Here is a 16840-nt window from a genome sequence, read left to right as displayed (position 1 = left end):
TCGGTCAGCGGCGGGCGAGCACGCTCGCGTAGAACTCCAGGGTCCGCTCGGCGATCGCCTCCCACGAGAAGTGCTCCTCGGCGCGGCGACGGCCCGCGGCGCCCATCTCGCGGGCGCGCTGCTCGTCGCCGGCGACGGCGGTGAGCGCGGCGGCGAGGTCCGCCTCGAAACGCTCCGGGTCCACGGGGGTGCCGGTGCCGTCGGAGACCTGGTCGATGGGGACGAGGACGCCGGTGACGCCGTCGTCCACGACCTCGGGGATGCCGCCGGTCGCGCTGCCGACGACGGGCAGGCCCACGGCCATCGCCTCGAGGTTGACGATGCCGAGCGGCTCGTAGACCGAGGGGCAGACGAAGACGGTGCACGCGGTGAGGACCGCGATGAGGTCGCGCCGCGGGAGCATGGTGTCGATCCAGACCACGCCCGAGCGGGTCGCGCGCAGCTCCTCCACGCCGGCCCGGACCTCGGCCGCGAGGGCCGGGGTGTCCGGCGCGCCGGCGCACAGGACGAGCTGGACGTCCGCGGGCAGGGAGCGGGCGGCGCGCAGCAGGTGCGGCAGGCCCTTCTGGCGGGTGATGCGCCCGACGAAGACGACGGCGGGGCGGCTCGGGTCGATGCCGTGGCTGCGGGCGACCCGCTCGGCGTGCTCCGCCTCCTCGCCCGTGGGCCGCTGCCAGCCGGTGAGGTCGATGCCGTTGTGGATGACGGCGACCTTCTCCGGGTCCACCGACGGGTAGACGCGCAGGATGTCCTCGCGCATGCCGGCGCTCACCGCGATGATCCCGTCCGCGCCCTCGTAGGCGGTGCGCTCGGCCCAGGAGGACAGCGCGTAGCCGCCGCCCAGCTGCTCGGCCTTCCACGGGCGCAGCGGCTCCAGGGAGTGCGCCGAGAGCACGTGCGGCACGCCGTGGAGCAGCCCGCCGAGGTGCCCGGCGAGGTTCGCGTACCAGGTGTGGGAGTGGACGATGTCGGTCCCACGGACGCCGTCGGCCATCTCGAGGTCCACGCCGAAGGTCTGCAGCGCGGGGTTCGCGCCGGCGAGCTCGGTGACGTCGGAGTAGCCGCGCACCTGGTCCCCGGCGTCCTCGCGAGGACCGCCGAAGCAGTGGACACGAACGTCCGCGCGGGTGCCCAGCACCCGGGCGAGCTCGGTGACGTGGACACCGGCACCGCCGTACACCTGCGGGGGGTACTCCCGGGTGAGCATGTCGACTCGCATCGTGACCTCCTCGGCCTGGCAACGGCTCAAATGTCTGCATGACCATCTAAGCAGCCCTAGAGTCGGCCTCATGTCCCCTCGGCGCCCCCACTCGCCCCGTGTCCTCGCGATCGTCCTCGCCGGAGGTGAGGGCAAACGACTCATGCCCCTCACCGAGGAGCGGGCCAAGCCCGCAGTCCCGTTCGGCGGGATCTACCGGCTCATCGACTTCGCCCTGTCGAACATCGTCAACTCCGGCTACCTGCGTGTGGTCGTCCTCACGCAGTACAAGTCGCACAGCCTGGACCGCCACATCTCCAAGACGTGGCGGCTGTCGACCCACCTCGGCAACTACGTGGCGCCGGTGCCGGCGCAGCAGCGGGTGGGCAAGCACTGGTTCCTCGGCAGCGCCGACGCGATCTACCAGTCGCTCAACCTCATCGACGACGAGCAGCCCGACATCGTCGTCATTGTCGGTGCGGACAACATCTACCGCATGGACTTCTCCCAGATGGTGGAGCAGCACATCGACTCCGGGGCCGCGATGACGGTCGCGGGCATCCGCCAGCCGATCGCCCTGGCCGACCAGCTCGGCGTCATCGACGTCGACCCGGCCGACCCGCGCCGGATCCGGGCGTTCCTCGAGAAGCCGCAGGACCCCGAGGGCCTGCCCGACTCCCCGGGCGAGGTGCTCGCCTCGATGGGCAACTACGTCCTGTCGACCGACGCGCTCATCGAGGCCCTGCGGGTGGACGCGGAGGACCAGGGTTCCGCGCACGACATGGGCGGCAGCCTCGTGCCGTGGTTCGTCGAGCGCGGCCAGGCCGGCGTCTACGACTTCAAGGACAACCTCGTGCCCGGCGTGTCCGAGCGGGACCACGGCTACTGGCGCGACGTGGGGAACATCGACGCGTACTACGACGCCCACCAGGACCTCATCTCGGTCTCCCCGGTGTTCAACCTCTACAACCAGGACTGGCCGCTGTTCACCGGCAACGCCGGGCTGCCGCCGGCGAAGTTCGTCTACGGCCACCGGGAGCGCCTCGGGCACGCTCTGGACTCCCTCGTCTCCCCCGGCGTCATCGTCTCCGGCGGTGAGGTCATGGGTTCGGTGATCTCCCCCGGGACGAAGATCAACTCGTGGTCCTCGGTGCGCGACTCGGTGGTCTTCGACAACGTCGACGTCGGGCGCAACGCCGTCGTCCACCGGGCGATCATCGACAAGAACGTGCGGATCGCCGACGGCGCCCAGGTGGGCGTGGACCTCGAGCGCGACCTCGAGCGCGGGTTCGTCGTCACCGAGTCGGGCATCACCGTCGTGCCGAAGGGCGCCACCGTCCGGCGGTGAGGCACGGGCGCGGGCGGGGTGCGGTTCGCCGTAGCCTGTGGCGCGTGATCCGTATCGGTCTCGTCTCCGCCCGCCCCGTCCCGCCGTCCCTCGTCGAGCACGCGAGAGCGCTGCTCGGCACGGTCGCCGGCGACGTCGTCGTCTCCGACACCTCCCGCCCCGGCTGGTCCGGGGTGGTGCTCACCGGGGTGCCGCTGGCCGGTGCCGCGGCCGACGTCGACGTCGCCCTGGCCGCCGAGCTGCGCGCCCCGGCGACGGCGCTGGGCGTGGACGTCGGGGTGAGCGCCGGGCCGCTGGCCGCCGACGGCGTCGGGCTGCTCGTCATGGACGTCGACTCCACGCTCATCACCGCCGAGGTCATCGAGCTGCTCGCCGAGCACGCCGGCACCCGCGAGCAGGTCGCCGAGGTCACCGAGCGGGCGATGCGCGGGGAGCTCGACTTCGCCGCCAGCCTGCGGGAGCGGGTGGCGACCCTCGCCGGGCTGGACGTCGCGGTCCTCGAGGAGGTGCGCGTCGCCGTCGAGCTGTCGGCCGGTGCGCGCGAGCTCGTCGCCGCCGTCCAGGAGCGCGGCGGGCGGGTCGGGCTCGTGTCGGGAGGCTTCCTCGAGGTCGTCGGCCCGCTGGCCGCGGAGCTCGGCATCGACCACGTCGAGGCGAACCGGCTCGAGGTCGACGGCGGACGGCTCACCGGCCGCACGACCGGGCCGGTCGTCGACCGGGCGGCCAAGGAGCGCCACCTGCGCGCGTGGGCGCAGGCCGACGGCGTGCCGCTCGCCCGCGTCGTCGCCGTCGGGGACGGGGCGAACGACCTCGACATGCTCGCCGCCGCCGGCCTCGGCGTCGCCTACTGCGCCAAGCCCGTGGTGCAGGAGCAGGCGCGCGCGGCCGTCACCTTCCCGCGCCTCGACGCGGTGCTCGGCCTCCTCGGCGGCTGAGGCCCGGCGCTCCCAGGCCGCGCAGCCCTCGCGGCCTGTTGCACAGCTGACGGGTGCGGGCCAGGGTGTTGGCGTGTTCGAGGGGTTCCGCGCTGAGCTGGTCGAGGCCGCCGGGCTGGACCTGTTCGTGCGCCACGGCGGTGACGGTCCGGCCGTCCTCCTGCTGCACGGCCATCCCCGTACCTCCGCCACCTGGCACCTGGTCGCGCCGCTGCTGGTCGAGCAGGGATTCTCCGTCGTCTGCGCCGACCTCCCCGGCTACGGCCGGTCCGGGAAGCCCCCACCAGCGCCGGACCACGCGGCACACTCCAAGAGGGCCAGTGCCCGGCACCTGGTGGCCGCGATGGAGTGGCTCGGGCACGGGCGGTTCGCCGTCGTCGGGCACGACCGTGGCAGCTACGTCGCCCTGCGGATGGCCTTGGACCACCCCGACCGGGTTACCCGGGCCGCCCTGCTGGACAGCTTGCCCATCAGCGAGCACCTCGACCGTGCCGATGCCCGCTTCGCGACCGCGTGGTGGCACTGGTTCTTCTACGCTCAGCCCGAGGTGCCGGAGCGCGTCATCACCGCAGACCCGGACTCCTGGTACCGCGGCGACCCACGATCAATGGGGACCGAGAACTACGCCGAGTGGCGGGCTGCGATCCACGACCCGGAGGTTGTCCGGGGCATGGTGGAGGACTACCGGGCCGGGCTGACCGTCGATGCCGGCCACGAGCGCGCCGACCGGGAGGCCGGGCGGCGTGTTCAGCAACCACTGTTGGTGCTGTGGTCCCTCCAGGACGACCTCGAGGACCTGTACGGCGATGTCCTGGCAATCTGGCGGAGCTGGGCCGAGCACGTCACCGGGCACGGCATCGAGTCCGGGCACCACATGGCCGAGCACGTCCCCGACCACCTCGCACGGGTGCTGAGCGACTTCCTCGCGGACACACCGTCCTCCTAGCGGGCCGACGGTCTGCGCGAAGTCGGAGACACGGGGCGACACGCCGGGACAGGTGTCGATCAGCAGTCCCTCCGCGGGACCGGCGCGCACATCCCGCCGGGGGCCGCGCTCAGAGCTCGGGGCGCAGGATCCTGACGAGGCGGGCCGTCGAACGGTCGAGGTCCGCCCACGGCACCGGCACCTCGAGGACGGCGGCGTTGGCGGTGCTGATCCCCAGGAACAGCATCTCGGCCAGGGCGCTGCGTTCACCGTCGAGGAGGTGCGCGAGGGAGGAGATCGTCGGCTCGTGGCCGACGACGAGCACCTGCTCCACGTCCTCCGGGACCTCCGCGAGGAGCGCGAGCACCTCGCGAGGGCCGGCCGCGTAGAGCTCCTCGCGCACGTCCGCGGCGGGTGCCTCCGGCAGGCCGCTCGCGACGAGCTTGTAGGTCTCGGTCGTGCGCAGCGCGCTCGAGACGAGCGCGACGTCGATGTGGCCCAGCTGCTCGGCGAGGACCGGACCGAGGGCCGCCGCCTGGCGCCGGCCGTGGGCGGACAGCGTGCGCCGCGCGTCGCCGAGGCTGGTCTCCGGCTCGGCGTGCGCGTGGCGCAGCAGCACGAGCGTGCGGCCCGTCACCTACTGCCCCATCGCGTGGACGCCGCCGTCGACGTGGACGATCTCCGCGGTCGTCGCGGGGAACCAGTCCGAGCACAGCGCGACGACCGCGCGGGCGGTCGGCTCTGCGTCCTTGACGTCCCAGCCGAGCGGCGCGCGCTCGGCCCAGACGCTCTCCATCTGCTCGAAGCCGGGGATGGAGGTCGCAGCGGTCGTGCGGATCGGGCCGGCGGAGACGAGGTTGACCCGGATCCCCTCGGGGCCGAGGTCGCGCGCGAGGTAGCGGGCGGTGGACTCGAAGGCCGCCTTGGCCACGCCCATCCAGTCGTACACCGGCCACGCGAAGGACGCGTCGAAGGTGAGCCCGACGATCCCCGCACCCCGAGTGAGCAGCGGCTGCGTCGCCACCGCCAGGGACTTGAGGGAGAACGCCGAGACCTCCATCGCCGTGGCGACGTCGGCCCACTCCCCCGCGAGGAAGTTGCCGCCCATGACCGACTGGGGCGCGAAGCCGATGGAGTGGACGACGCCGTCGAGGTGGTCGGTGTGCTCACGCACCCGCTCGGCCAGCGCGGAGAGGTCCTCGGAGCTCGTGACGTCGAGCTCGACGACGGGCGCCTCGACCGGCAGGCGCCGGGCGGTCACCTGGGTGAGGCGCAGCTGGCGGCCGAACGAGGTGAGGATGACGGTCGCGCCCTCCTCCTGGGCGAGGCGCGCGACGTGGAAGGCGATCGAGTTGTCCTTGAGCACGCCGGTGACGAGCAGCGTCTTGCCGTCGAGAAGGCCCATGGTGTGTGTCTCCTTGTCGGGGGTCAGTGGCCCATGCCGAGTCCGCCGTCGACGGGGATGACGGCCCCGGAGACGTAGGCGGCGGCGGGCGAGGCGAGGTACTGCACGGCCCCGACGATGTCGGAGACGTCGCCGAAGCGGCCGGCGGGGATGGCGGCGCGCAGCTTCTCCTGCTGCGCGTCGGGCAGCGCCCGGGTCATGTCGGTGTCGATGAAGCCGGGGGCGATGACGTTGGCGGTGATGTTGCGCGAGCCGAGCTCGCGGGTGATGGACCGCGCCATGCCGATGAGCCCCGCCTTCGTCGCGGAGTAGTTCACCTGGCCGGCGTTGCCGTACATCCCGACGACCGAGCCCATGAGGACGATCCGCCCGCCGCGCTTGCGGATCATGCCCTTGGACACGCGCCGCACGCAGCGGAAGACCCCGGTGAGGTTGACGTCGAGGACCTCCTCGAACTCCTCGTCGCTCATCCGCATGAGGAGCTGGTCGCGGGTCATCCCGGCGTTCGCGACGAGCACCTCGACGAGGCCGTGCGCCTCCTCGATCTCGCTGATCGCAGCGTCGACGGCGGCGGTGTCACGCATGTCGCCGCGCACGCCGAGCACACCGTCGGGCAGGTCGCCGCCCCGGTGGATCGTCGCGACGCGGTCCCCCGCGGCGACGAACGCCTCGGCGACGGCGCGGCCGATCCCCCGGCTGGCGCCGGTGACGAGCACGCTGCGTGGCTCGGTGTCGTTCATGTGTCCTCCTCCGTGTCCCGGTCGAACGGTAGCCGACCGGAGCACCGGAGCGGCGGAGGCGTCCGAGGACTACCCTTGCCAAGTGAGCAGGAAGGCCCGCGTCCACGCGATCACCTCGGCGCGGAGGTCGCTGAGCGAGGACGTCCACGGGCGCGCCGTCCGCTACCTCATCTCGATGTCGATCCGCACGGGCTGCTTCGTGGGGATCTACTTCACCGAGGGGTGGCTGCGCTGGGTCATGGCCGCGGGAGCGATCTTCGTTCCGTACGTCGCGGTCGTCCTCGCCAACGCCGGGACCGAGCGCCCGAAGGAAGCCGATACCCTGATCGGGACACCGGGCGCGCCGGAGGTCGGGGCACCCCGCCGGACCTTCCCGCCCGTCGACCTGAGAGGTGGCTACCTGAGGTGAGCGCGTTCGCCGCGTCCGAGGGCCCGGACGAGCGGGTGTGCAGCGCCAAGGGCTGCCGCGAGACCGCTCGGTGGGCCCTGCTGTGGAACAACCCCAAGCTGCACACCGAGGACCGCCGCAAGACGTGGCTGGCCTGCGACGGGCACCGCGAGCACCTCGAGACCTTCCTCGGGAAGCGCTCCTTCCTGCGTGAGGTCGTGCCGGTCAGCGAGACATGAGCCGCTGGGCCTTCCTGCGCACGCGCCGCTGGCTCGGGGTGGCGGCGATCGCCGTCGTCGTCGCCACGGCGTGCGTCCTCCTGGGACGCTGGCAGCTCGACCGGCACGAGACCCGCGCCGCCGCGAACGACCTCGTGACGACGAACTACGACCTGAACACGGCCCCCCTCGCGGACGTGGCCGACGGCGCGGTCCCCGCCGACGCCGTCTGGCGCAGCGTGGCCCTGGAGGGCAGCTACGTCGGGGAGCAGGTGACGGTGCGCAACCGTCCCGTCGACGGGAACGCTGCGGCCCGCGTCCTCGCCCTGCTGCGCACCGACGACGGCGGCCTCGTCGTCGTCGACCGCGGCTGGCTGCCCCTCGGTGACGGTGCCCCGGTCCCGCCCCCGTACCCGGCGGACGAGGTCGACCTCGTCGGGCGCGTGCGCCAGGCGGAGAGCCCGGACGCGCGGACCGCCCCGGAGGGGCAGGTGTACAGCATCGACCCGGCGACGGTCGCCGCCGCCGCGGGCGTCGAGGGCGCGGACCTGCTCGACGGGTACGTCATGGCGACGAGCGAGGACGGGGCGGCGCCCGCCGGTCTGCACGCCTTCCCGCGCCCTGGGACGACGCCGGGATCCCACCTGTCCTACGCGTTTCAGTGGTGGGTGTTCGCCGTGGGCACGCTCGTCGGGTTCGTCGTCCTGGCCCGGCGGGAGGCGGCCGAGGGCAGCGCGCCGGCCCAGCCGGCCCGCCCGTCGCGCCGGCGCACCGACGCGGACGAGGAGGACGCGCTCATCGAGGCGCAGCTGCGCCAGGGCCCGCCGGTCGGCCCATGAACGGCTCGACGATCGCGGAGACGAGAGCGGCGGCGCGCCCGGCGTCCTGAGCCGCGACGGCCTCGACGAGCTCGTCGTGGAGCCGGTGTACCGACGCCTCGTCGGCGCCCTCGTCGTCGCGCATGTGCCGGGCGAAGACGTCGAGCATGTCGTCGTAGAGCCGGACGTACAGCGGGTTGTGGGTCGAGGCGACGATCGCGCGGTGCAGGTCGAGGTCCGCGGCGGTCCGGAGGTCGACGTCGTCACTCGCCCAGGCCGCCTCGCGCCGGTCGCGCAGGCGACGGAGCAGCTCGACGTCGGCGTCGGTGCGGTGCTGGGCGGCGAGGGACGCCGCCGTGCTGTCCAGGGCGAGGCGCAGCTCGAGGTAGTGCCTGCGCGTGCCGCCGGCGAGCTGACGCTCCAGTGAGCCGCTGAGCTCCGAGCTCGAGATGACGTAGGTGCCGCGGCCCTGCTCGCGGCGCAGCAGCCCGGCGTGGACGAGGGACTGCACCGCCTCGCGGACCGTGTTCCGCCCGATCCCGAACGTCGCCGCGAGGTCCGCCTCGGTGGGGATCTTGTCCCCGACGGGCCAGCGCCCGGAGACGACCTCCTCGCGGAAGCGTGCGGCCGCCTGCCCGACGAGACCCTCTCGACGCAGCGGTCGCGCCGTGCCAGACTCAGCCACGATTCATCCTACAATCCCATCATCCGTCGATCTCAGTGTGGAGTCTACGTGAGGACCCTCTCCCCCGACCGGACCACCGCGGCGCGCGGGCGCCTCACCGTCCTCGCCGGGCTCGCCATCGCCCTCACCGCGATCAACCTGCGCACGGCCGTCACCGGCTTCACCCCGCTCCTGGAGACCATCGGTGCCGACCTCGGCTTCGGGGTCGTCCTCGCCGGCGTGCTCGGCACGATCCCGGCGGCCACCTTCGGCGTCTTCGGGTTCCTCGCACCCGCCGTGACGCGACGGTTCGGGCTCGAGCGGACCGCGGCGGCGGCGCTCGCGCTCACCGCCGTGTCGCTGCTCGCACGGGCGGCCTCCCCGACCCCGGCGCTCGTCGTGGTCTCGACCGTCCTCGCGCTGGGCGGGATCGGGGCGGCGAACGTCGTCATCGTCCCGCTCGTCAAGGCCTGGTTCGCCGACCGCGTCGCCCTGTGGACCTCGTGCTACCTGCTGCTCCTGCAGACCGGACAGTTCGTCGCCCCGCTGCTCGCGGTGCCGGTGGCCCAGGCCGCCGGCTGGCGGCTCTCGGTGGGGATCTGGGCCGGACCGATCGCGCTGGCCGCGGTCGTCTGGCTCGTCCTCACCCTGCGGCTGCCCGCCGACCACCACCACACGCCCGCAGCCACCGCGACGCGTCCGACGTCGCGGATCAGCCGGTCCGGCACCGTCCGGGGCCTGGTCGTGCTCTTCGCGATGATGTCGCTGTCGAACTACGCGATCATCACCTGGGTGCCGGCCGTGCTCACCGACGCGGGCGGCAGCGCGGAGCTCGGCGGGTCCATGGTCGGCCTGTACTCGGCGTGGGGCGTCCTCGCGGCGCTGGTGGTCCCCCACGTCGCGACCCGCATGACCAACCCGTTCCCCGTCGTCGTCGCGTGCTCCGTGGTGCTCGTGGGCGGGTACCTCGGACTGCTCCTCTCCCCGCTCGAGGGCACCGCGGTGTGGGTGTGCGCGCTGGGGATCGGGGTGAGCACGTTCCCGCTGTGCCTCACCCTCGTCAACCGCCGCACGAGGACGGCCCAGTCCGCCTCGGCGGTGTCCGGCTTCGTCCAGGGCATCGGCTACGGGCTGGCGTGCGTCGGTCCGGTCGGGCTGGGACTGCTGCGCGAGGCGACCGGCTCCTGGTCGGTGCCGCTCCTCGTGCTCGCGGCGACGGCCGTGCCGGGGGTGGTCGCCGGGTGGTTCGCCTGCCGGCCGCGCTTCGTCGACTGAGGGCCCGCGGGCTCAGCGGCCCAGCAGCTCGCGCAGCCGGCCGGCGTTGCGCACCGCGTTGCCGTCGCCGTCGTTGTTGAAGTAGACGAGCACGTCGCGCCCGGACCCCTCCCACTCGCGCACCCGGTCGGCCCACCAGCGCAGGGAGTCCTCGTCGTAGGACCCGCCGTAGAGGTGGTGGTGGTCCGGCCCGTGCAGCCGCACGTAGACGAACGGGGCGGTGGCGCGCAGCACGCAGGGCAGGTTCGCCCCGCTCATCACGCAGTAGGCCGCGCCGCGGGCCTCGAGGAGCCGGTAGACGTCCTCGTCGTGCCAGCTGGGGTGGCGCAGCTCGACGGCCACCCGCACCCACCACGGCAGGCGGGAGAGGAAGTAGTCCAGGCGTGCGTCGTCGCGCTCCTGTCCCGGCCCGAGCTGGACGAGCAGGACCCCACGGGTCGCACCGAGCTCGTGCCACGCGCCGGAGATCCGCTCCACCCACCGCTCGGGTGCGTAGAGCCGCTTGGCGTGGGTCAGGCCCCGGGGCGCCTTGACCGACAGGACGAAGCCCTCGGGGGTGCGCCGGTCCCAGCCCGCGAACGTCGCGTCCCGCGGCCAGCGGTAGAAGCTCGCGTTGAGCTCGACCGTGCCGAACGCCTGGACGTAGCGGCCCAGCCGCTCGTGCGGGGGCAGGCCGTGGGGGTACAGCACGCCGGCCCAGTGGTCGTAGCTCCAGCCCGACGTGCCGACGTGGACGCTCACGCCAGGGCGATGAGCTCGGAGTAGGCGTCGCTCCAGAGGTCCTCGTCGCCGTCGGGCAGGAGGAGGACGCGGTCGGGCTCGAGCGCCTCGACCGCACCCTCGTCGTGGGTGACGAGGACGACGGCGCCCGTGAAGGTCCGCAGCGCGCCGAGGATCTCCTCACGGGACGCCGGGTCGAGGTTGTTCGTCGGCTCGTCCAGGAGCAGGACGTTGGCAGAGGAGACGACGAGGACGGCGAGCGCGAGGCGCGTCTTCTCCCCGCCGGACAGGACCTTGGCGGGCTTCTCGGCGTCGTCCCCGGAGAAGAGGAAGGAGCCCAGCACCGAGCGCACCTGCGTGTCGGTGAGGTCGGGCGCCGCGGAGCGCATGTTCTCCACGACGGTGCGCTCGACGTCGAGGGTCTCGTGCTCCTGGGCGTAGTACCCGATCTTCAGGCCGTGGCCGGGCACCACCTCGCCGGTGTCCGGCTTCTCGACCCCGCCGAGGATGCGCAGCAGCGTCGTCTTGCCGGCGCCGTTGAGGCCGAGGACGACGACCTTGGCGCCCCGGTCGATGGCGAGGTCGACGTCGGTGAAGACCTCGAGGGAGCCGTAGGACTTCGACAGGCCCTCGGCGGTGAGCGGGACCTTCCCGCACGGGGCGGGGTCGGGAAAGCGCAGGTGGGCCACCTTGTCCGCCTGGCGGCTCTGCTCCAGCCCGGCGACCATCCGCTCGGCGCGCCGGATCATGTTCTGCGCGGCGACGGCCTTGGTGGCCTTGGCACGCATCTTGTCCGCCTGGGCGAGGAGGACGGAGGCCTTCTTCTCCGCGTTCGCGCGCTCCTTGCGACGGCGGCGCTCGTCCTGCTCCCGCTGCTTGAGGTAGGCGTCCCAGCCGAGGTTGTAGACGTCGAGCTCACCGCGGTTCGCGTCGAGGTGGAAGACGGTGTTGATGGTCTCGCGCAGCAGCTCGACGTCGTGGCTGATGACGATGAGGCCGCCGGAGTAGGACTTGAGGTAGTCCCGCAGCCAGACGATCGAGTCGTGGTCGAGGTGGTTGGTCGGCTCGTCGAGGAGCAGCGTCTGCGCACCGGAGAAGAGGATGCGGGCGAGCTCGACCCGGCGTCGCTGACCACCCGAGAGGGTGTGCAGCGGCTGGTCCAGGACCCGGGTGGGCAGGCCGAGGTTGGAGGTGAAGCGCGCGGCCTCGGACTCCGCGGCCCAGCCGCCCTGGGCCGAGAACTCCGCGTCGAGCCGGGAGTAGCGCTCGATCGCCTTCTCCTGGGCGTCCCCGGTCTTCGTCGCCATGTCCGTCTCCGCCTTGCGGATGCGGCGCAGGATGCCGTCGAGGTCGCGGGCGGACAGGACCCGGTCCCGGGCGAGGACGTCGAGGTCGCCGGTCCGCGGGTCCTGCGGGAGGTAGCCGATCTCGCCGGTGCGGGTGATCGTCCCGGTGTGCTGGACGACGCCGGAGGTCGCGTCCTGTCCCGCGAGGAGCTTGGTGAGGGTCGTCTTCCCAGCGCCGTTGCGCCCGACCAGGCCGATGCGCATCCCGGCGTCGACGCGGAAGGTCGCCGAGTGGATCAGCTCGCGGGCGCCGATGCGCATGGAGACGTCGTGGGCGGTGATCACGGGCAGACCTCAGAACCTGGTGCGTGGGGTGGGTGCCGCCGACGACGGTCGCGCGGCGCCCATCAGTCTACGGCGGGGCTGCCAGCCCTTTCCCGGCAGGTGAGGCGCGGCACTCCCCGGCAGCACCGGGCGGGCTCGTCACAGGAGGTCGGCCACCGCGCGCGCGACGGGTGTCAGGCCCTGGGTGACCTCGAGGATGCGCCTGCGGACCCTCGGCTCGTGGAGCAGCTCGGCGAGCGTGGCGGCCACGTCCTCACGCGGGACCTCGTCGTCCGGCTGGGCGGGGCCGAGCGCGATCCCCCCGGTCCCGGCGCGGTCGACGAGCTGCGACGGGCGCAGGATCAGCCAGTCCAGGTCGCTCGCGCTCACCGTCACGTCGACGAGCTTCTTCACAGCGAAGTAGAACTCGACGTCCTCCCCGAGGTGCTGCGCGCGGCGGGCCTCGGGAAGCACGGAGACCAGGGTGAAGCGGTTGACGCCGGCCAGGCCCGCCGCCTCCAGGGCCGTCACCACACCTTGGCCGTCGACGGCGGCCGCCGCCTGGCGCGAGACCCCGTTCGAGCCGGCGGCGTAGACGAGGACGTCGGTGCGGCTGAGCATGGGCGCGAGCGAGTCGGCGGTCAGGTCCGCGAGCTGGCCCACGTGCACGGTGACCCCCAGCGCGGAGAACGCCGCCCGCTGCTCCTCCCGTCGGACCAGTCCCACGACGTCGTCGCCCCGGTCGAGGAGGTGTCCCACGAGGAGCCTCCCGACCGTCCCGCTCACGCCGATGATGAAGACCCTCAGCGGTCCGCTCGCGGGGCGGGTGAGGAGGTCGGTGTCCATCGGTCCAGGCTTCCCCGTCGCCGCCCGGCTCCGCGTCGGTAGGAGCCACCTAGCGTGGTCCGGTTGCCGGGTGGTCAGGGCAGGTCGAGCGTGCTGAGCTGGCGACGTGAGGTGATCCCGAGCTTGCGGAAGATGGTGCGCAGGTGGGCCTCGACGGTCCGCGGGCTGAGGAACAGCTGCGCGCCGACCTCCCGGGAGGTCGCTCCCGTCGCCACGAGCCGCGCGACGTGCAGCTCCTGGGTGGTGAGCTCGTCGACCGGCTGCGCGGACCGCGCGCGCGGGTGCTCGCCCGTCGCCTTGAGCTCGCGGGCGGCGCGGGCGGCGAACCCGTCGGCGCCCATGTCGAGGAGGAGCTCGTGGGCCGTGCGCAGCTGCTCCCGGGCGTCGCGGCGGCGGCCCTCGCGGCGCAGCCACTCGCCGTAGACGAGGTGGGTACGGGCGAGGTACCCGCCCATCCGGGTCCGCCCGAGCTGGTCGAGGGCCTCGCGGTACTCGGCCTCGGCGGCTGCTCCGGTGCTCGTCAGGGCCTGGGACCGTGCCGCCATCCCGGCGGCCCACGCGGTGCCGCTCGCCCTGGCGCGGACGGACAGCTGCTCGAGCACCGCGCTCGCGGCCTCGGGCCGCCCGGCACGGGCCGCCGCCTCGACGAGCTCGATGTGGGCGAGGTTGGACAGCGCCAGCTCCTGCGACGTCAGCGCCCGCTGCGCGGCGTCCTGCGCGAGGGCGTAGCTGCCCGACCCGTTGTGGAGCACTGCGAGCGCGTACTCGGCCAGGGCGGCCTCCGTGCCGCCACCGGCGGGGTCGTGGAGGGCATGGACGTGGAGCTCCGCGGTCCCCGCCTGGTCCCCGCGCCAGGCACCGAGGATGACGTGGGCGTGACGCAGCTGGGCGCCACCCGTGGCGTGCGTGATCGCCGTCGCCTCGGTGGCGAGCTCGCCGGCCCGCGTGAGCTGCCCCATGAGGACCGACACGATGGACAGGAACCGCAGGGCGTCGGGCAGGGCGGTCAGCGCGCCGGCCTCGCGCGCCAGCCGCACGTGCCGGGTGGCCAGCGTGTGCAGGAGCTCGTCGTCGAGGATCGCCACCGCGTTGCGGCCCGCGAGCCGCAGCCAGCGGTCGCCGCTGGGGTCTGCGCGCCCGTCGACGCAGAACGCCTCCAGGGCCCGGCGCAGCGCGGGCGTGCCCGCCGCGTGCCCGCTCGTCAGCGTCGTCACGAGCCCGTCGAGCAGGAGGTCGGCGGGCCTGGGCAGCCCAGCCGGTGCCGGTGCCTCCCGGGCGGCCGTCGCCACCTCCACCGCGCCGTGCGCGGTACCTCCGGTGACGAGTGCCGCGTCCAGCGCGTGCAGGTAGGTCTCCCGAGCGAGGCTCGCGTCGAGCGGCGCGAGTGCCTGTGCGGCCCGGAGCAGGGACCCGGGCACGTCACCGTCCCGGCTCCGGTACAGCCCGACCTGGGCGCGGAGCAGCTCGAGACGAGATCGTGCGAGGTCGTCCAGCGGGCCCGCCCCGGCCAGGGCCAGCAGCTCCAGCGCGGCGTCGGGGGCGCCTGCCTCGTGCTTGGCGTAGGCGGCGTCCAGCGCCCGCCTCGCGCGGTCGGCGGGGTGGGTGGAGAGCTCGGCCGCGCGCTGCAGGAACGCGGCCGCGGCGGCCGGCCCGCCGCGGGCGCGCACCCGTGCGGCGGAGACCTCCAGCGCCTCGGCGGCCTCCTCGTCGGGCCCGAGCACCGCCAGGGCGCGGTGCCAGCTGCGGCGGTCCGGGTCCGTCGCTGGGTCGGTGACCTCGGCCAGCGCGCCGTGGGCCCGGCGGCGATCGGGCGCTGAGGCGGCCCCGTAGACCGCCGACCGCACAAGCGGGTGCCGGAAGCGCACCCGCGAGCCGATCTCCAGCAGCCCGGCGGCCTCCGCCGGGGTCGCCGCCTCGCGGGCGACACCGAGGTGCTCGACCGCGCGCCACAGCAGCGCCACGTCACCGGTCGGCTCGCACGCGGCGACGAGGAGCAGCTGCTGCGTCTCGGGGGGAAGCCCGTGCGAGCGGCGCCGGAAGCTCTCCTCGACGCGGTGGGGGACGCTGCGCGCACCGGGCAGCCCGAACCCGCCCGCGAGGCCGTCCGGGCCCATGGTGCGGGGCAGCTCGAGGAGGGCGAGCGGGTTGCCGTGCGCCTCGGCGAGGATCCGCAGACGCACCTCGTCGTCCAGCGGTGCGCGCACCGCTCCGTCGAGCAGCGCCCGGGCCTCGGGCTCCCCGAGCGGCTCCAGCCGGAGCTCGGGCAGGCCGGAGAACGCGCGCGCCCCACCCTCGTCCGGGTCGCGCACCGAGAGCAGGATCGCCAGTCGTTCGGCGCCCAGGCGGCGGGCCACGAAGGCCAGGACCTGCGCCGAGGCCTCGTCCAGCCACTGCGCGTCGTCGACGAGGCAGAGCACGGGCCCGTCCTCGGCGGCCTCGGCCAGGAGCGTGAGGACGGCCAGCCCCACGAGGAACAGGTCCGGGGCAGCGCCGCCGTGGATGCCGAACGCGACGCCGAGAGCGGCGCGTTGCGGCTCCGGCAGCGTGTCGGTGCGGTCCAGGAGGGTGGCGCACAGCTGGTGGAGACCCGCGAACGCGAGCTGCGCCTCGGACTCCACGCCGACGAGGTCCTCCACCCGGAACCCCGAGGCGAGCGCCGACCGCCGCGCGTGCTCGAGCAGGGCGGTCTTGCCGATGCCTGCCTCGCCGCGGGCGACGAGGCAGCCGCTGTGCCCGGCGCGCGCCAGGGACAGCAGCTTCTCGACCGTGTCGCGCTCGGCGCGCCGGCCCACGAGATCAGTCAGGTCGTCCCCCCGTCCACGGCCGGTTCGCCGCCAACCGTAGCGGTTCCGGTGGGACGAGGTGGCCGGGTCCGCGGGCCGCACGACCGTGCCTGCGTAGGTGGTTGTCACCGACGCGAGCGACGGTCGACCGCTGCGAGCGTGGCGGCATCGCCACGGGTCACCCCGGGAGACCGGCCACCACCGGCCGCCCGGCTCGTCCCCCCGGCGCCGCACGTCCGTCCAGCCACACGACACACGAGAGGAACGACCATGAATGCCATCGAACGACTCATCATCAACTTCCAGGAGCTCGTCGCCCAGGTGCCCGAGGCCCTGCAACCGCTCATCGTCGCGCTCGCGGGAGTGATCCCGTTCGTCGAGGGCGAGGTCGCCTCCCTGATCGGCATCGCCGGCGGGATCAACCCGATCGTCGCGGGCGTCGCCGCCGCGACCGGGAACTTCCTCAGCGTCCTCGTCGTCGTGGCGGTGACCGCACGGGCGAGGACCGCGGTCGTCGACCGGCGGCTGCGGCCGGTGCCGGTCGGTGCGGGCGCGATGCCGGCGTCGGCCCTCGAGGAGACGCCCGCGAGGCCGCAGTCCAAGGGACGTGCCCGCTTCAACAGGTGGCTCCTGCGGTTCGGAGTGCCCGGCGCGAGCATCCTCGGCCCGCTCGCCGTCCCGACCCAGGTCACGTCGGCGATCCTCGTCGGCGGCGGGACCTCGCGGCGCTGGGTCCTGCTCTGGCAGGCCGTCGCCATCGTGCTCTGGACGACCATCAGCACCGTCTCGGTGTGGGCAGCCCTCACCTACGTGGTCGGTGTCTCCTGACCCCCGCCCCTGTGGGGAGCCGGCCGCCACGGCCCTGCCGCCCCGCCCCGAGACCGACCACCCACGACCGTGCACGATCCAGCTCTCGGCGCAGGAAGGTCCCCGGAGGGGCCCCTTCCCGCCGAGAGCTGGATCGTGC

General features: G+C 73.8%; 17 protein-coding genes. 8 read left to right on the top strand and 9 right to left on the bottom strand.

Going from position 1 to position 16840, the window contains the following annotated elements; translation table 11 throughout:
* Positions 1 to 4: 4 nt before the first annotated feature.
* The gene (glgA, locus tag FHE66_RS11725; RefSeq protein WP_139073143.1) at positions 5 to 1219 is read right to left on the bottom strand and encodes a glycogen synthase; all 1215 of its coding nucleotides are present in this window, start codon (positions 1217 to 1219) and stop codon (positions 5 to 7) included.
* 70 nt (positions 1220 to 1289) lie between these two features.
* Here glgA and glgC point away from each other — a divergent pair, with 70 nt between their 5' ends.
* From glgC to FHE66_RS11710, 3 genes are all read left to right on the top strand, one after another.
* Positions 1290 to 2546, top strand: coding sequence for a glucose-1-phosphate adenylyltransferase (gene glgC, locus FHE66_RS11720; protein ID WP_139073142.1), 1257 nt, complete (start codon positions 1290 to 1292; stop codon positions 2544 to 2546).
* 44 nt (positions 2547 to 2590) lie between these two features.
* Positions 2591 to 3481 carry a phosphoserine phosphatase SerB gene (gene serB, locus FHE66_RS11715; RefSeq protein WP_255303712.1) on the top strand — a complete coding sequence of 297 codons (891 nt, stop codon included), beginning with the start codon at positions 2591 to 2593 and terminating at the stop codon, positions 3479 to 3481.
* Between the two features lie 73 nt (positions 3482 to 3554).
* Positions 3555 to 4427 carry an alpha/beta fold hydrolase gene (locus FHE66_RS11710; RefSeq protein ID WP_139073141.1) on the top strand — a complete coding sequence of 291 codons (873 nt, stop codon included), beginning with the start codon at positions 3555 to 3557 and terminating at the stop codon, positions 4425 to 4427.
* A gap of 109 nt (positions 4428 to 4536) precedes the next feature.
* On the opposite strand, the gene FHE66_RS11705 is transcribed toward FHE66_RS11710, so the two are convergent.
* From FHE66_RS11705 to fabG, 3 genes are read right to left on the bottom strand one after another with little or no spacing between them, the layout of a single operon-like run.
* A complete protein-coding gene (locus FHE66_RS11705) occupies positions 4537 to 5043 on the bottom strand; it encodes a histidine phosphatase family protein (protein ID WP_139073140.1) in 507 nt (168 codons plus the stop codon).
* Positions 5044 to 5811, bottom strand: a complete 768-nt coding sequence (gene fabI, locus FHE66_RS11700) for an enoyl-ACP reductase FabI (RefSeq protein ID WP_139073139.1) — start codon at positions 5809 to 5811, stop codon at positions 5044 to 5046. It lies immediately after the preceding gene.
* A gap of 23 nt (positions 5812 to 5834) precedes the next feature.
* Positions 5835 to 6551 (bottom strand): 3-oxoacyl-ACP reductase FabG, encoded by a 717-nt coding sequence (gene fabG, locus FHE66_RS11695; RefSeq protein ID WP_139073138.1) that lies wholly within the window; start codon positions 6549 to 6551, stop codon positions 5835 to 5837.
* An 82-nt stretch (positions 6552 to 6633) separates the two neighbouring features.
* Here fabG and FHE66_RS11690 point away from each other — a divergent pair, with 82 nt between their 5' ends.
* The 3 genes from FHE66_RS11690 to FHE66_RS11680 are packed head-to-tail and all read left to right on the top strand — an operon-like array spanning position 6634 to position 7996.
* Complete coding sequence (locus tag FHE66_RS11690; protein WP_230976568.1) at positions 6634 to 6960, top strand: DUF3099 domain-containing protein; 327 nt, start codon at positions 6634 to 6636, stop codon at positions 6958 to 6960.
* Positions 6957 to 7178, top strand: a complete 222-nt coding sequence (locus tag FHE66_RS11685) for a hypothetical protein (RefSeq protein ID WP_139073137.1) — start codon at positions 6957 to 6959, stop codon at positions 7176 to 7178. The genes FHE66_RS11690 and FHE66_RS11685 overlap by 4 nt, the downstream gene beginning before the upstream one ends.
* Positions 7175 to 7996, top strand: coding sequence for an SURF1 family protein (locus FHE66_RS11680; RefSeq protein ID WP_139073136.1), 822 nt, complete (start codon positions 7175 to 7177; stop codon positions 7994 to 7996). Before FHE66_RS11685 ends, FHE66_RS11680 begins: the two co-directional genes overlap by 4 nt.
* Here the strand turns inward: FHE66_RS11680 and FHE66_RS11675 are convergent.
* Positions 7953 to 8660 (bottom strand): FadR/GntR family transcriptional regulator, encoded by a 708-nt coding sequence (locus tag FHE66_RS11675; protein WP_139073135.1) that lies wholly within the window; start codon positions 8658 to 8660, stop codon positions 7953 to 7955. The two genes, FHE66_RS11680 and FHE66_RS11675, sit on opposite strands and share 44 nt — an antisense overlap.
* 48 nt (positions 8661 to 8708) lie before the next feature.
* Here FHE66_RS11675 and FHE66_RS11670 point away from each other — a divergent pair, with 48 nt between their 5' ends.
* Positions 8709 to 9914, top strand: coding sequence for an MFS transporter (locus FHE66_RS11670; RefSeq protein ID WP_176554753.1), 1206 nt, complete (start codon positions 8709 to 8711; stop codon positions 9912 to 9914).
* A gap of 12 nt (positions 9915 to 9926) precedes the next feature.
* On the opposite strand, the gene FHE66_RS11665 is transcribed toward FHE66_RS11670, so the two are convergent.
* From FHE66_RS11665 to FHE66_RS11650, 4 genes are all read right to left on the bottom strand, one after another.
* Positions 9927 to 10655 (bottom strand): DUF72 domain-containing protein, encoded by a 729-nt coding sequence (locus FHE66_RS11665; protein ID WP_139073133.1) that lies wholly within the window; start codon positions 10653 to 10655, stop codon positions 9927 to 9929.
* Complete coding sequence (locus FHE66_RS11660) at positions 10652 to 12265, bottom strand: ABC-F family ATP-binding cassette domain-containing protein (protein WP_139073132.1); 1614 nt, start codon at positions 12263 to 12265, stop codon at positions 10652 to 10654. Before FHE66_RS11660 ends, FHE66_RS11665 begins: the two co-directional genes overlap by 4 nt.
* Before the next feature lie 138 nt (positions 12266 to 12403).
* The gene (locus FHE66_RS11655) at positions 12404 to 13090 is read right to left on the bottom strand and encodes an NAD(P)H-binding protein (protein WP_218013704.1); all 687 of its coding nucleotides are present in this window, start codon (positions 13088 to 13090) and stop codon (positions 12404 to 12406) included.
* A gap of 74 nt (positions 13091 to 13164) precedes the next feature.
* Entirely contained in the window at positions 13165 to 15882 is a 2718-nt protein-coding gene (locus FHE66_RS11650; protein WP_139073131.1) for an AAA family ATPase, read from the bottom strand.
* A gap of 261 nt (positions 15883 to 16143) precedes the next feature.
* Between FHE66_RS11650 and FHE66_RS11645 the strand changes: the two genes are divergently transcribed.
* Positions 16144 to 16701, top strand: a complete 558-nt coding sequence (locus FHE66_RS11645; protein WP_139073130.1) for a small multidrug efflux protein — start codon at positions 16144 to 16146, stop codon at positions 16699 to 16701.
* Positions 16702 to 16840: the final 139 nt, after the last annotated feature.

Origin of the sequence: Georgenia sp. 311 (genome assembly GCF_006151955.1) — a bacterium.
Taxonomy (GTDB): Bacteria; Actinomycetota; Actinomycetes; order Actinomycetales; family Actinomycetaceae; genus Oceanitalea; species Oceanitalea wutianyii.
This window is presented reverse-complemented; position numbering and strand designations above follow the sequence as displayed.